This is a genomic window from Rosistilla ulvae, from assembly GCF_007741475.1.
Lineage (GTDB): Bacteria > Planctomycetota > Planctomycetia > Pirellulales > Pirellulaceae > Rosistilla > Rosistilla ulvae.
In genome coordinates this window covers 6358360-6373239 of the sequence record NZ_CP036261.1, presented here as the reverse complement: position 1 = coordinate 6373239, position 14880 = coordinate 6358360, and the positions used below count along the sequence as shown (strand labels likewise).

The 14880-nt window shown below is 57.7% G+C and carries 10 protein-coding genes and 5 tRNA genes; 14 read left to right on the top strand and 1 reads right to left on the bottom strand.

Annotated features, from left to right (window positions below):
- The first annotated feature begins 27 nt into the window (after positions 1-27).
- The 4 genes from EC9_RS22650 (at position 28) to EC9_RS22635 (ending at position 7584) form a co-directional block, all read left to right on the top strand.
- Complete coding sequence (locus EC9_RS22650) at positions 28-2091, top strand: AAA family ATPase (RefSeq protein ID WP_145348327.1); 2064 nt, start codon at positions 28-30, stop codon at positions 2089-2091.
- A gap of 268 nt (positions 2092-2359) precedes the next feature.
- Positions 2360-3337 carry a DoxX family protein gene (locus EC9_RS22645; RefSeq protein ID WP_145348326.1) on the top strand — a complete coding sequence of 326 codons (978 nt, stop codon included), beginning with the start codon at positions 2360-2362 and terminating at the stop codon, positions 3335-3337.
- Positions 3338-3342: 5 nt separating this feature from the next.
- Positions 3343-5169 carry a Gfo/Idh/MocA family protein gene (locus EC9_RS22640; protein WP_145348325.1) on the top strand — a complete coding sequence of 609 codons (1827 nt, stop codon included), beginning with the start codon at positions 3343-3345 and terminating at the stop codon, positions 5167-5169.
- A gap of 129 nt (positions 5170-5298) precedes the next feature.
- Positions 5299-7584, top strand: a complete 2286-nt coding sequence (locus tag EC9_RS22635) for a glutamine amidotransferase (protein WP_145348324.1) — start codon at positions 5299-5301, stop codon at positions 7582-7584.
- A 74-nt stretch (positions 7585-7658) separates the two neighbouring features.
- Here EC9_RS22635 and EC9_RS22630 read toward each other — a convergent pair whose 3' ends face one another.
- Positions 7659-8324 (bottom strand): carbonic anhydrase, encoded by a 666-nt coding sequence (locus tag EC9_RS22630; RefSeq protein ID WP_145286753.1) that lies wholly within the window; start codon positions 8322-8324, stop codon positions 7659-7661.
- 1553 nt (positions 8325-9877) lie between these two features.
- On the opposite strand from EC9_RS22630, the gene EC9_RS22625 reads away from it, so the two are divergent.
- The 10 genes from EC9_RS22625 (at position 9878) to rplA (ending at position 14843) form a co-directional block, all read left to right on the top strand.
- Positions 9878-9950 (top strand) — tRNA-Thr (locus EC9_RS22625).
- Between the two features lie 85 nt (positions 9951-10035).
- A tRNA-Tyr gene (locus tag EC9_RS22620) sits at positions 10036-10117 on the top strand.
- Positions 10118-10238: 121 nt separating this feature from the next.
- Positions 10239-10309: transfer RNA gene (locus EC9_RS22615), tRNA-Gly, on the top strand.
- Between the two features lie 10 nt (positions 10310-10319).
- A tRNA-Thr gene (locus tag EC9_RS22610) sits at positions 10320-10391 on the top strand.
- Between the two features lie 136 nt (positions 10392-10527).
- A complete protein-coding gene (gene tuf, locus EC9_RS22605; RefSeq protein ID WP_145348323.1) occupies positions 10528-11724 on the top strand; it encodes an elongation factor Tu in 1197 nt (398 codons plus the stop codon).
- Between the two features lie 145 nt (positions 11725-11869).
- Positions 11870-11943: transfer RNA gene (locus EC9_RS22600), tRNA-Trp, on the top strand.
- 187 nt (positions 11944-12130) lie between these two features.
- Positions 12131-12577, top strand: a complete 447-nt coding sequence (secE, locus tag EC9_RS22595; protein ID WP_145348322.1) for a preprotein translocase subunit SecE — start codon at positions 12131-12133, stop codon at positions 12575-12577.
- Between the two features lie 68 nt (positions 12578-12645).
- Positions 12646-13452, top strand: coding sequence for a transcription termination/antitermination protein NusG (nusG, locus tag EC9_RS22590; RefSeq protein ID WP_145348321.1), 807 nt, complete (start codon positions 12646-12648; stop codon positions 13450-13452).
- Positions 13453-13621: 169 nt separating this feature from the next.
- Positions 13622-14047 (top strand): 50S ribosomal protein L11, encoded by a 426-nt coding sequence (gene rplK, locus EC9_RS22585; RefSeq protein ID WP_145348320.1) that lies wholly within the window; start codon positions 13622-13624, stop codon positions 14045-14047.
- 118 nt (positions 14048-14165) lie between these two features.
- On the top strand, positions 14166-14843 hold the full coding sequence (rplA, locus tag EC9_RS22580) for a 50S ribosomal protein L1 (RefSeq protein ID WP_145348319.1): 678 nt from the start codon (positions 14166-14168) through the stop codon (positions 14841-14843).
- Positions 14844-14880 lie beyond the last annotated feature (37 nt).

Below are 14880 nucleotides of genomic sequence, written 5' to 3'. Positions count from 1 at the left end.
TCTCAATCCTCCTTGCTGGCCTGTGCTGTGGCTGTCGATTCAAAATGGTTACCGATTTCGCGAGCGGAGATCCTGCCCAAGGTGCTCGAAGGCCTGCAGCAGCGGTTCATCTACAGCGACGAAATCGGTGACGTCCTCTCGGCGGCACTCTACGAACCTTGCAATCTGCTGCTGTGGGGCCCCGGCGGGCACGGCAAGTCGGACATGGTCCTGGCCGCGCTTCGCGCGATCGGGCTGACCGACGACGAGATCTTCATCCAATCGTTCGGGGAAGGGATGAGCGAAGATCGGCTGTGGGGCGGCCCCGACATGGCGTCGCTGGACACGTGCGTGCGGTACGACACCTCGCGATCGTTCCTCGCACCTCAATACAAAGTCGTGATCTTCGAGGAATTGTTCGACGCCCCGGCGCAGGCGCTACTGCCGCTGAAGGATGTGCTCACGCGGCGGGTCTTTATGAATGGGCCCGATCGTGTCCCGATGCACGCCAAAGTCGTGATCGCTTGCACCAACAAAGATCCCCGCGATTTTGTCGAGGGAAACGACGCGGTCCAAGCTTTGATGGAACGCTTCTTGTTACAGAAGGAGGTCCGCTGGCCGCAGTACGAAGAGAAGAACTATCGCGAACTGTTCGCCAAGGTCCACCCAAACGCATCGGCCGCCGGGTATGAATTCCAGCGTTTGCTCAGCTGCGTGATCGCCGGGCTGAACGAAGAGGCGTTTACGATGTCGCCCCGGATGGCGCTGCAATCGCTGGAAGTCGTCGCCAATTGCGCGCGGATTCGAGGGGACAATCTGATCACCGCCGACGCGTTCCAGAGCATTCGTTTTGTCCAAGGGATGCAGTCGTATACGGCGGACCTGAGTCGCAAGATCGAGAAGCAGTTGCCGAGCGGGGCGATCAAATTGAAGCTGGAAGCGAGCGACCTCCGCGACGCGAGCGAAGATCCGCTGCGGACGTCGCGGGCCGAGATCCCGACCGTGATCTCCAAAAGTCTCAAGTCGCGTTACATCCACTGCGACGAGATCATCCAAGTCCTCACCCACGCCTTCTACCAACCGTGCAACGTCTTGTTGTGGGGGCCCGGCGGGCACGGCAAGTCGGACATGGTGATGACCGCGCTGCGGAAGCTGGGGTATGGCGAAGAGGAGATCTTCCTGCAGTCGTTTGGCGAAGGGATGAGCGAGGATCGGCTGTGGGGCGGCCCCGATATCTCCAAACTGGACGAGTGCCTTGAATACGATACGGATCGATCTTTCCTGCCGTATGAAATGGTGGTGTTGGAGGAGATCCTCGACGCTTCGTCGCAGGCGCTGCTACCGCTGAAAGACGTCCTGACGCGGCGGACATTCATGAACGGCAGCCGCCCGGTGCCGATGAAAAGCAAGGTGATCATCGCCTGCACCAACAAGGATCCCCGCGAATTCGCCAAAGACAGCGACGCGATCAAAGCGTTGCTCGAACGATTCCCCTTGCAACTGGAGGTCCGTTGGCCAACGTACGTGCAATCGGACTACGAAGCGCTGTTCGCCAAATCGCAGCCCGACGCAAGCAGCGACAAACGGAAGCTGCAGCGGATCTATGCGCATGTGATCGCCAGCCTGAACGACGAACGCGAGGCCGGATTTAAGGTATCGCCACGGATCGCGTTGGGCGGTTTGCGACTGGCCGTTAACAGCGTCGGGCGGCATGGGCGGAAGCGGATGATCGTCGAGGACATCCTGACGATCCGCAACGTGCAGGGGATGGAATCGTACAAGCGGGACGTGGAATCGCTGATCCGGTCGGCTCTACTGGAAGGGGGGATCGAGGTCTTGTTGAGCGATATCGACGAGCGGGCGATCAAATTGCGCGGGGAGATGGATGCGATCAACGCAAAATTTGACGCCGCTAGAACATTTGAAGGCGAAGCTCGCAGCGAGATGAACGACCTGGCGATCGAAGCGATGATCGAATTGATCAGCAGCGTCGACCGGCTGCGGATGGAGCTGGTTCAGATCGTCGTCACCGACCCCAAATTGATCCAATGGAAAAAGTTGTCGGAAAAAAATGTCGAGGAATTGGCCGACGAGATCGAAGCGGGGACGTAACACCGCCGAACAAGAGTAGGGACAGTCGCGATAAATCGGCTGGTACCGGTTTGGCGGATTTTGATTTGGATCGCTTTTCCAATTCACAGCCTCGCCGATCTGACAACGTTTAGCTATAATCCCTTGCTTAGCGGCTTTCGATGCGGTCTGGCACCGTCGTGTGGCTGGGACCGATCCGATCGGGCCCAAATCGAACGGAAGAAAGTTCGCTTTTGTGCTCGCGAGATTGCTCGCTCCCCTCCAATTGCCTCTTGCCCCAATTCAACGCATGGTGTCCGAGAAAATCCCATCCGCCGCCCCTTCGCGACTCGCTACCCTCTGCATTCCGTTGCGGCTGGCCACAGGTTGGGGGCCCTATCCCAAGAAACTGAGCCTGCTGGCAGCGTTGATGCTGATCCTGCTGCGACTCTCCATCGGCTGGCAGTTCTACAGCGAAGGGACTGACAAGATCCAAAACGGCTTCGATTCGAGCCGCTTTCTGAGCGCCGCCCGTGGCCCGTTTGCCGAACACTTCCACGCTGTCGTCTGGGACCGCGACGGCGGCCTGCGATTGGACGACGAAGCAACCGAGCGACGTTGGCAATGGTATCGCAACACCGCCGGTTCGCACTTCGGCTTCGACGATGCTCAGCAAAAGCAAGCTGATCAAGTGCTCAAGCGAACCCTGAACCAATATCAATTTGTCCTCGACAACAACGTCGACGAACTGGCCGAAATCGACTTCGGTCGGCAACGCTTGGCCGATCTGGCGGCGCGTCCGGAGCGGAACGACGTGACGAGTCTGGTCGGACAAAAAGAAACAATCGAGCGAGAATGGCGACAAAAACTGGACCCGATCTTGAACGAGGTGGATAATGCATGGGGGAACCTGGAACGCGACATGAACGCCGTTGCCAGCGACGACCAACTGCGCCGTCACGGTCACCTGGAACTGCCGCCACTTCGCAACCAACGAATCGACACCACCGTGATGGACAAGTTTGTTCCATGGTTCGATTGCACGATCGGCGTTTTGCTGATCTTGGGGCTGTTTACTCCAGTGGCTGCACTTGCCGCCGCGGGGTTCCTGTTTTCGGTTTTCCTGAGCCAGTTCCCACCGGCGACGGGACCTACATCCACGTATTATCAATTGATTGAATCGATGGCCTGCCTGGTCATCGCTTCGACCGGAGCCGGACGATTTGCCGGCCTCGATTCCATCATCCATGCTGCCTTCAACCGAGGCGGCTCCCACGAACAAGGGTGATCCCCATGGTCGATAAACTATCCGACGAAGCACGCCAAATCGGTAGTGCCAACTATTACGAAGCCGTTGGCGTCACGCGACGCGATTTCCTGCAGGGCGTTGTCGCTGCGGGAGCTGTCAGCGGTGCTGGCCTCGGCGCGATGTACTTCGGTTACGACAAGGTCACCGACCCGGTCCGCATCGGCGTGATCGGAACCGGCGATGAAGGAAGCGTTCTGATCGGCGGCTGCAACCCCGACTACGTGACCGTCAAAGCGATCTGCGACATCCGCCCCTACAACATCCACCGGGCGTTCCACGGCGATGTCAGCAGCCCCGCCGCGCAAGCCGCTCGGCCAGGCCTGATCAAGCAATACGGCTACAAGAGCGAAGCCGAAGCACGCAAGGAAGTCCAGGTTTACGACAGCAGCAACGGTGGCATCCAGGCGATCCTGGACGATCCCGATATCGAAGCGATCATCATCGCGTTGCCGTTGTTCCTGCACGCTCCAGTCGCCATCCAAGCGATGATGCGTGGCAAGCACGTGCTGACCGAAAAACTGATGGCACACAGCGTCGCGCAGTGCAAAGCGATGGCTCGCGGTGCTCAAGAAATGACCACCAAGGGAGGCGATCCGCTTCACCTGGCGACCGGTCACCAACGTCACTACAGCGTCAAATACGACAACGCGATCAACCTGATGCGTTGGGGTATGTTGGGCCAGATCCACCACATCCGCGCTCAATGGCACCGTGGCAACGTCCCGGGTGCCGACAGTTGGAAGATGCCGCTGCCAGGTGGCGAAGCGATCAACGGAACCAGCAAGCGATACGACAAGATCGCCGACCAGTTGGGCAGCATGAAGCGTAAGCTGGACGCCGAGACCGATCCCGCAACCGCGGAACTGTGGGCCAAGAAGATCGCCCAGTGGGAAGCGTGGGATGCCGACAAGGGTGTCGACGCATCGGGACACGGATACGAAGACGGTTCGATCGGCGATCGCGTTCGCCCCGCTCTGGAAGAACTTTGCCGCTGGCGTTTGTTCGACCGCACCGGTGGCGGACTGATGGCCGAACTGGGCAGCCACCAATTGGACGCTGCCACGATCTTCCTCAGCTCGCTGCGGAACGATGGCAAGAAGGCGCATCCGTTGAGCGTTTCCGCTGTCGGTGGTCGTCACATCTTCCCACACGATCGCGACGTCGACGATCACGTCTACTGCATGTTCGAATTCCCTGGTCCAGAATACGACCCGAAGTTCGGCATCAAGTACTACGATCGCGTCGAAAACTACCCGAACCCGAAGGGCGAGATCGAAGGCTACAACACCGATCCTGCCAAAAAGGTTGTCGTTACCTATTCGACGATCAACGGCAACGGTTTCGGCGGTTACGGCGAAACCGTGATGGGTACCAAGGGAACGTTGGTTCTCGAGAAAGAGAAAGACGTTTACCTGTACAAGGACAGTAACACGTCAGCCAAAGTGGGCGTCAAGAAAGATGGCGACATGGCGGCGATGGACACTCAAGCCAGCGGAAGCATGGCCGCACCGGTGGCTCAAGCTGCCGACAGCGGTCCCGTCAGCCGTGGTTACAACGAAGAGATCGAGCACTGGGCGTATTGCATCCGCAATCCGTCGCCAGAGAATCGTCCGCGTTGCTACCCCGAGGTGGCGATGGGCGATGCTGTGATCGCGTTGTCGACCAACGTTGCGATCAAGAACGCTAACCAAGGCAAGGGTGGTTACCTGCAGTTCGACCCCGAGTGGTTCGAGCGCGACAGCGACAAGACCCCCGATGGCAGCGATGTGGCTGCGGAAATGAAGGCCTTGAAGGACTGGAAGCCCGTCTAGTTCGCGGCTTGCCAGAGAGTTGAATCAACCGGATTTGATCCGGTTGCGAAGCGCCGGGGCAATCGCCCCGGCGACCGCCTGTCGATAGCGGTTTGCGGCTGAGGGATCGGTTTTGCTACGATTGGGCTGATGAGCAGTTGGACGACGCAGCCGATTTTTGATTCGCTCGGGCTGATCGGCCTGGTGGCGATCCTCTTTGTGCTCACGACACTTCTTGTCGTTCCGCAATCGACTCAGCTGACGCAACGTCGGCGACGCACCCTGATCGGGCTGCGACTGGTCGCTGCGACCGTCTTGATTTTGGCGCTACTGCGGCCGACGCACGTCGTCACGCTCCAACAACCCGCCGCCGCCACGCTCGCGATTTTGCTGGACGGTTCGCGCAGCATGACCCTTCCCGCCGGCGGCACTAAGTCGCGCTGGCAATCGCAGAACGAAGTCTGGCAGCGGATCGCGCCGATGCTCGACAGCAGCGACCCGACGCTAAAAACCGCCGTCTACGAATACTCCGGCGACCTTTCACCTCTCGATCCGGCGACCGGCGCGGTCGAGGCGTTTCTGAAATCGCAGCCCGAGGGAAAGCAGACCGATCTGGCGGCAGCCCTTCGCGACACGATCACCCGCGCCGCCGGCAGCCCGCTAGCTGGGATCGTCCTGATCGGCGACGGAACTCAAACGGCGGACATCGACATCGGCCCGCAAGCGGTGGCGCAAACGCTGGCCTCGCTGGAAGTGCCACTGTGGACCGTCCCCATCGGCCCCAGCCAAGACACGTCCGCCGCCCGCGACGTCGCGATCGACGGGATGCCCGACCAGTTCAGCGTCTTCGCCAAGAACCTGTTCCAAGTCACGGCCACGCTCTCCGCCCAGGGACTCGACAACCGCTCGATTCCGCTGCGGTTGATGCTAACCAACGCTCAAGGCGAGACAGAGGAGATCGCCCAGCGGGAGATCGTTGCTCAGGGGGGCGATGACGACCAGCGGATCGCGATCGAACTGCCCGCCCCCGCGCCGGGCAACTACCGGCTGGACCTGATCGCCGAACCGCAAGATGGCGAGATTCTGACCGACAACAATCGGCAAACCGCCTTCCTCGACGTCCGCGATGGCGGTGGCCGGGTCCTCTATCTGGAAGGGCAACCGCGGCCGGAACAGTTGTTCCTGCGACGCAGCATCGCCGCCTCGGCTGATTTCGAACTGACGTTCGAATGGATCGAGCGGATCGGGCAGGGGAAAAACTGGCCCGTCGACCTTGGGACTGCGTTTGATCCCGATCGCTACGACATCTACATCCTGGGCGATCTCGATTCCCAGGCGCTGGGCGAGAAGCAATTGCAATCGCTCCGCCAACGGATCGACGAGGGTGCGGGACTGTTGACTCTGGGCGGCTTCCACAGCTTCGACGCCGGCGGTTACGGCAGCTCTCCCCTGGCCGATGTCCTCCCCGTAAAAACCTCTCCCGATCGCCGCCAAGCGTTTGGCCAACCGCCCGACCGCAAACTGCAGATCGAAGGTTCGGTGCCGATCCAGATTACGCGTCCCCACCCAATTAATCAACTGGTCTCCGGCGGCCCACAACAGGCCGCCTGGGATCGTCTGCGCCCACTCAAGGGAGCCAACCGCTTGCTGGGCCCCAAGCCGATCCCCGGGGTCGAGGTGCTGCTGGAGTCACCCTCCGAGGAGCCTCTGTTGGTGATCGGCGATTTCGGCAACGGCCGCTGCGCCGCCTTTGCTGGCGACAGCACTTGGCAATGGTGGCGACAGGGGCAGCGCGAGGCGCACCAGCGGTTCTGGCGACAGGTCCTGCTGTGGCTGATGCGACGCGAACTCGCCTCCCCCGATCAGATCGTCTTGCAGATGGGTCGCCGTCGCTTCGCCGCCGACATCGAAGTGCAGTTCCAGGCGAGTATCGGTGGCGAGGCGGACGATTCGCCGGAGCGAAAACTGACGGTCCAAGTGATCGATGCCGACGACAAAGCGATCGACGTGCCAGCGACGCGAAGCGACGCGGAACCGGGGGCGGCAACCGTCTGGACGGGCAAGCTGCCCGAACTGGCCGACGGGATGTATCGCTTGCGAGCTGTGGACACGACCGCTGGCAGCAAGATCGAGCCCAAAGAACTCGCCTTTCAAGTCGCGTCGATCGACCGCGAACTCAGCCGCCCGGTGGCCGATATCGCTCAGATGCAGCAGCTCGCTCAGGTCACGTCGGAGATCGGTGGCCGATCGATCCCGCCCGACCAGATCGAATCGCTCCGCGAACTGATCGCCCAAAACCGCCAACGATCAGTCTCCCCCGTCGTCCAACAATGGCGACTGGGAGACGAGCCGATCAGCGGCTGGTTGACGATGCTGGTCTTCGGCGGCCTGCTGACCAGCGACTGGGTGCTTCGGAAGCGTTGGGGCATGGTCTGATCCCGACCAACGACGGCCCGCCGATTCGCCGGCACTGGCGTCACGGGGGGGCTGTTTTGCAAAGAGAGCTCGCGTTAGATCAGGTTGGTTTTGCGATGCTGCACCGCGGGTTCGACTGGCGGGTCGCAATCGGTCAGCTTCAGGAACTGCGATGACTCCACATCGTAGGCAAAAACCTGCCCCGTCTCGATTTTGTAGACCCAACCATGCAGGTGAAGGTCTCCCTTGGCAAGCCGCGCGGCGACCGAGGGAAGAGTGCGAAGGTTTTCCAGCTGGACGAGAACGTTCTCCTCGACGGTCGCGCTCAGCAACCGGTCGCCTTCCAGGTCGCTGTAGTTCTCTTTCATGATCCGCCGCGTTGAGTCAGCGTTCGACAACCAAGCGGCAACGGCAGGCATTTCGACTAGCTGATCCGGGTCGAGTATGCCCTTCATCGCACCGCAATGGGAATGGCCACAGATGATGATGTCTTTCACACCGAGCCCGGCGACCGCAAACTCGATCGTCGCCGCTTCGCCCCCACCGGCACCGTGCGGCGGAACGATATTCCCCGCGTTTCGCAGGATGAACAGATCGCCCGGCGGAGTCCGCGTCAACAGCGTCGGATCGATCCGCGAATCGGAACAGGTGATGAACAGGGTATCGGGGGACTGCCCCTTTGCCAGCTGTTCAAACAACCCCTGCAACGGCACGAAGCTCTCGCGTTGAAATTGATGGATTCCTTTGATTAACTTCTGCACGCTCGACCTCGATTCAAAACTGGCAATTTAACTTGGGGATTAACACGAATCTGATCGTCCGTGAACCTCCAGTTTTTACGCCACAGGACGCCAAGGCAAGAGCCCCAGACGCTGCCAGCACGCATTCCGCCAAATGAATTCGAAATCGGGTCGCCAGCGATCTGCTGACATCAAAAAAAGGGCGCCCAAGCATTCGCCTGGGCGACCAAAACCATGCAAAGATGGCTAGGCGCAGATGCTATTTAGTGCAGCAAGTTGCATTGCACTGATCGCTGCATTGGCAGGGACCGCCGACATCGCACGCGCACTGATTTTCATCGCAAGCACACGACTCGCACGTGCAAGCTTCGCCACAGCAGACGCAAGGCGCTGCCGCTGAGGATTGAGCGAACGGGGCGACGGCGATTCCACCGACCAAAGCGAGACCGATAAACATAAGCTTAAACATAGGTAATACTCCAAACTGAAATGTTGTTATCAAAAACAGACTAACTTCAGCGTGGAGGCCTATTTCCGCCAAACACACAACGTCGCTTGCCGCCGGTTATGACACCAGGGTAGCGGAGCAGAAGAGTGATCGAGTGCAGCGAGAGACGCATGCGGCGGCACAGTCGGAACAAAGACCGCCCAAGCGACAGGCGGAAGTTCAACCGAAGCGTTTGCTTCGCTTGGCACCGCGGGTTCGCTGGCCAATGGGGCAGAGAGATCGCAACATGAATTGCAGCCTTCGCCCATCGTGCTGTCGCAGCAAGTTCGCCCTGCGGTCGCAGGTCGCTCGCAGCAGCAAGAGCCGAGATCGGGTTGAGGTGCACAGCATTCCCCGGGCGACTGCTCAACCGCGCAACGGCAGCTGGAGATCCCAGGAACTGGAATCGCTATCGCGAGGCAAATGATTGCCACGAAGAGAGGGCGAAGTGCGATCATGCTTCAATGGTACGACCGGTCGAGACAGAATTCAACTCTTTCGCATCGCACTCCTGTGCCGATGCGAGCGCCAGTTGGCAGCTGATGCTGAAATACCATCTTCTCCGCAGCCAGTCCACGGATATTTCGGCGAAACGCTCTGCTTCTCAATGAACGCTTCGGCGCGATCCAACTAAGCCTGGATCTGCAGATCTGCACGAAACCACTCGACGGGGCGGCGTGCCAGCAAAACTGCGGCTTCAAATTCTTCGGGCTGCCCTGACAGATGGAGAAAACGCCCCCTAACATCCGCACCCCAAGGATTGATTTTCAGATACTCGCGTCCGTATCGAATCCCGGCACGCTAGGACAGACCGGTTATTTCGCCAGCCGACCGGCTCCAAAGCCCAGGCGAAACCTCTGCGCAAATTGACGCAAAAGGAGCCTAATCCGGGATTTGAAAACGCAAGCAACTAGAGAAAAACGAACTCCAGCCAGCAACACATTCAAGGTTGTGAACCTGAGAAACGATAAGAATGTCAAAGTTCGAGGGAGAAAGGCTGAAATATAGTTCCAAAACAGGGCAAATTCGCCTTGCCCTCGATTGCAAGATCGGTAAACTCTCGTCTTCTTAGCGTGAAGTCTATCCAGCCAGCGTAGCTCAGTTGGCAGAGCAGCGGTTTTGTAAACCGCCGGTCGTGGGTTCGAATCCCTCCGCTGGCTCTTCGACGACCTGGTTGAAGCGACGAATTGCTAAGAAAAGGTTGGATGTCCGAGTGCATTCAGCCGACCCAAACAGAATTGTTTTGGGGGGTTGCCCGAGTGGTTAAAGGGGGCGGACTGTAAATCCGCTAGCTTTGCTTACACAGGTTCGAATCCTGTACCCCCCATAGGCTTGCGTCGCATACATGCGTAATATAAGCGTGGTGTGCGTGCGTAGCCTTCGATGACTGCGCTGCACAAAAGCCGAACGAGGCTTTAGCAGCCGAAAAGTGGTGACGAAAGAGGTTTGCGGGTGTAGCTCAATGGTAGAGCCACAGCCTTCCAAGCTGAAGACGAGGGTTCGATTCCCTTCACCCGCTTTCGCCATCGGCTGCTGTAGCTCAGTGGTAGAGCACTTCCTTGGTAAGGAAGAGGTCATGGGTTCAAGTCCCATCAGCAGCTCTTTGCGAATTTTAACATGTATCGTTTCTGGCGGTTGACCCGAGTGTCGGGTGCAGCCAAGCGGTTGCTGGCGATTCGACGTTGTGTCGGCCATCAACTGGACTAACACATAGAATCTTGTAGGTGAAATAAAGCGATGGCCAAGGAGACTTTTGAGCGCACAAAGCCTCACGTGAACGTGGGTACTATCGGACACATTGACCATGGCAAAACCACAACCACGGGTGCTATCCTTGCAGTTCAAGCTGCAAAGGGCTTGGCGAAAGCCAAAGGCTACTCGGATATCGCCAAGGGCGGTACCGTCCGTGACTCGACCAAAACGGTAACAATCGCCGTTGCTCACGTTGAGTACGAAACTGCGGCTCGTCACTACGCCCACATCGACTGCCCGGGCCACGCTGACTTTGTTAAGAACATGATCACCGGTGCCGCCCAGATGGACGGAGCGATCTTGGTCGTTTCGGCTGCTGACGGCCCGATGCCACAGACCAAAGAGCACGTTCTTTTGGCTCGTCAGGTTGGCGTTCCTTACATCGTGGTCTTCCTGAACAAGGTCGATCTGGTCGACGATCCAGAACTGCTGGAATTGGTCGAGCTGGAAGTTCGCGAATTGCTCAGCAAGTACGACTTCCCTGGCGACGACGTACCAGTTGTCCAAGGTAGCGCTCTGCCTGCATACAACAACCCAGCAGATCCCGATGCCTCGAAGTGCATCAGCGACCTGATGGATGCGTTGGACAAATACGTTCCAGAACCATCGCGTGAAGAAGATCGCCCATTCTTGATGGCGATCGAGGACGTCTTCTCGATCGAAGGTCGTGGTACTGTTGCTACCGGTCGTATCGAACGCGGTGTGATCAACGTTGGCGAAGAAGTCGAAATCGTTGGCTTCCACGAAGACAGCAAGAAGACGATTTGCACCGGTGTGGAAATGTTCCGCAAGCAAATGGAGAAGGGTATCGCTGGCGATAACGTCGGTTGCCTGTTGCGTGGCGTGAAGCGTGAAGAAATCGAGCGTGGCCAAGTTTTGGCTAAGCCCGGCAGTATCACTCCGCACACCAAGTTCGAAGCTGAAGTTTATTGCTTGAGCAAAGATGAAGGTGGACGCCACACTCCATTCTTCAGCGGATACCGCCCTCAGTTCTACTTCCGCACCACCGACGTTACCGGAACTGCAAACCTGGTTGGCGCTGAAATGTGCATGCCTGGCGATAACGTTAAGGTCGAAGTTGAATTGCACAAGCCAATCGCGATGGACGACGGAGTTCGTTTCGCGATTCGCGAAGGTGGACGTACCGTTGGTTCGGGCGTTGTCACCAAGATTCTTGCCTAATTCGGCAAGTCGCAATCACAAAGCCAACTGGTTGACGTGTGAGCGATAAATGAAGATCATGCTAAGTGGCAATGCGATGCCAAACCATCGCCGTTGCCACTTAGTTTTATGTGGACCGCTTTTCGAAGCCCCGGTCTGCATTGCTAGGGGAGTAGCTCAATTGGTTAGAGCACTGGTTTCCAAAACCAGGGGTTGCGAGTTCAAGTCCCGCCTCCCCTGCTAGCACTTGCTTTAAAGGTGAAAGACTGCAACGCGGCCAGCGATTCGGGGCCGCCAGATGTCGCAGCGACCTTGGCTTGCAAGCTTTGCAGCTTGACTTGTCTATTGATTGGTAGCGCGGTGGCAGACGTAGTCACAGCCGAAAAGAAAAAAACATCGATACACGATTCGTCGGGAGTTCGCCCGGATGTCCACGGAAGTAGCCGGAAATTCAACCGCCCCGTTGTTGCCTGAACTGTTCAAAGGCCAGGTTTATAAACGCAATCAGGGCCGATTAGTCCGGCAGATGACCTGCCTGGCGTTCTGGGTAATCGTCGCCCTAGGCTGCAAAAGCCTCTACGATTCCCTGACTGGATTCTTCAACGAAGAGTCTGCGATGCTTGAACTTGCGATTCCAGGAGTCGCTTGCTTGCTTGGATTCTGGATCGCATTCCGCCTGGTCAACTGGCCCCGGTTTGCCGACTTCCTGATCGCTGTCGAAGCGGAAATGAATAAGGTTTCCTGGCCTAGCAAGGCGGAACTGGTTCGCGCGTCGATCGTCGTGATCTTCACGATTTTTTTCCTGGCGATGTCGCTGTTTACCTTCGACATCATCTGGCGGGCAATTTTCGAATTTATCGGCGTTGCCGCTTAACGAAATTGCAAACATAGATAGAGCTCCAGGCGAAATAGCCTGGGGCTAATAAGAAAGGCTGAACTGCGGTGGACGGCGAAGACAAACGCGAACAGGACGAACAACTCGATACCGCTGCGAACCCCGAAAACGCAGAAGGCTCAGCCGATACGCCCCGGAAATCCGAGGTCAGCGTAACGGAAGAACTCGCCTCGGGCGAAGCTGTCGATAAAACGAACGCGGCGACCGAACCGGCAGTCGATCCGATCCTGGAAGATGATTTTGAACCGCCGACGCGGCGGATCAAAAAGCCAGAGGTCGAGGTCGAAGAAGAAATTCTCGACGCTGAAGAAGCCCCCAAAGAATGGTACATCCTGAAGGTCGCCTTCAATCGCGAAGAGACCGTCCGCGACGCGATCATCAAACAGATCAACATGTCGGGCATGGAAGGCTATTTTGGCGAAGTCTTGGTGCCAACCGAAGACATCGTCGAATTCAACCGCAGCGGCAAACGCAAGATTGTCAAACGCAAGCTCTACCCGGGCTACTTGATGATCTACATGCACGTCAATGACGACACCTGGTTCTTGATTCGCGACACCACCGGCGTCAGCGATTTCACGGGAACCGCGGGCAAGCCTGCTCCGATGGACCCCGCCGAAGTCGAGCGAGTGATCACCTCGAATCAAGATGGTGAAGATGGCGAGAAGCAGCTCAAGACGTCGATACCGTTTAAAGTCGGCGAGCGGGTACGGGTCAAGGAAGGAAACTTCCAGAACCAAGAAGGCGAAGTTGAAAAACTGGATGAGGCAAACGGTCGCATCTCAGTTAATATCAATATTTTTGGCCGATCCGTGCCAGTAGAGCTTGACCATTGGCAGGTCGAACCGCTCTAGTATCCGCTCGCAGATTTGTGTACGTCGCCGATGGGAGCGTTCTCGCTCCAACGATGTTCGGTTGGCGTGGTCAGATCCCATAGAAAGACATTCCTGGCGGCAGGTTGAAGTCGGTGACGTAAACCGAGTACAGCCGCGATTGACCGCCTCGAGAAAGTAGACAATAGAAATGGCAAAGCAACTTGTTGGCCAGGCTAAATTCCAAGTGCCTGGTGGACAAGCGACTCCCGCACCTCCCGTGGGTACGTCGCTTGGTAAGTTTGGTGTAAACCTTGGGCAGTTCGTTCAAGCGTTTAATGATCGCACCAAGGAGTACGCAGGTACCCCGATCCCGGTGATCGTTTCTGTATACAACGATCGCAGCTTCGACTTTGTCACAAAGAGCCCACCCGCGGCATCTTTGTTGAAGCAGACTGCTGGAATCGCCAAAGGTTCCGGTGAGCCTCATAAAGACAAGGTCGCAACCGTCTCTCGCGCTCAATGCCAAGAGATCGCCGAAAAGAAGATGGCCGATCTCAACGCACGTGACATCGAACATGCGATCCGCATGATCGAAGGGACCGCGCGAAGCATGGGAATCGACGTCGTAGGTTAAGTCGCACCATTGTGACCCCGGCATTCAGCTTTGCGGTGTTCCGCGAAGTGCCGTCTGCCAGCGGTCGCGAATCAATCACGCGACCATGAACCATGGACACTCAAGGAATAAACCAAATATGCCACAGCAATCAAAGCGTTATCGTGCGATGGCCGCCAAAGCGTCGGCGGAACCAAAGCCACTGAGCGAGGCAGTTGTCTCGCTGAAAGAATTCAACACAACGAAGTTCGATCAGACGGTCGAAATTCACATGCGGCTCGGTATCGATCCGAACCAAGCCGATCAGATCATTCGCGGCAGCCTGGTCCTGCCTCATGGTATCGGCCGTACGCAACGCGTTGTCGTTTTCGCCAAGGGCGAAGCGGCTGAAGCTGCCAAAGCTGCCGGTGCCGATGAAGTCGGACAAGAAGACTTGGCGAAGCGAATTAAGGATGGTTGGACCGATTTCGACGTCTGCATTGCGACTCCCGACATGATGGGTGTTGTGGGACCACTGGGGCGCGTCCTCGGACCTCGCGGTTTGATGCCTGCCCCTCGCGCCGGAACCGTCACCCCCGATGCCGGGAAAGTTGTCGCCGAATACAAAGCGGGTAAGGTCGAATTCCGCAACGACAAGGGCGGCAACGTTCACGCGGTTGTTGGAAAGTTGAGCTTTGAAGCCGACAAGCTGTCCGAAAACATTCAGGCGTTCATCGATCTGGTTGTGGGTATGAAGCCACAATCGGTCAAAGGGACCTATCTGAAAGGGATTGCAATTGCCGCGACGATGAGCCCTAGCGTTCGCGTAGCCGGTTAATTCGCAATCGACACACGATTGGTCTTCCAGAGCGTAG

Excerpts from the sequence above, each read along its gene's own strand:
- EC9_RS22645 (WP_145348326.1), top strand. The coding sequence starts at position 2,360 with ATGGTGTCCGAGAAAATCCCATCCGCCGCCCCTTCGCGACTCGCTACC.
- EC9_RS22640 (WP_145348325.1), top strand. The coding sequence starts at position 3,343 with ATGGTCGATAAACTATCCGACGAAGCACGCCAAATCGGTAGTGCCAAC.
- EC9_RS22635 (WP_145348324.1), top strand. The coding sequence starts at position 5,299 with ATGAGCAGTTGGACGACGCAGCCGATTTTTGATTCGCTCGGGCTGATC.
- tuf (WP_145348323.1), top strand. The coding sequence starts at position 10,528 with ATGGCCAAGGAGACTTTTGAGCGCACAAAGCCTCACGTGAACGTGGGT.
- secE (WP_145348322.1), top strand. The coding sequence starts at position 12,131 with ATGTCCACGGAAGTAGCCGGAAATTCAACCGCCCCGTTGTTGCCTGAA.
- rplK (WP_145348320.1), top strand. The coding sequence starts at position 13,622 with ATGGCAAAGCAACTTGTTGGCCAGGCTAAATTCCAAGTGCCTGGTGGA.
- rplA (WP_145348319.1), top strand. The coding sequence starts at position 14,166 with ATGCCACAGCAATCAAAGCGTTATCGTGCGATGGCCGCCAAAGCGTCG.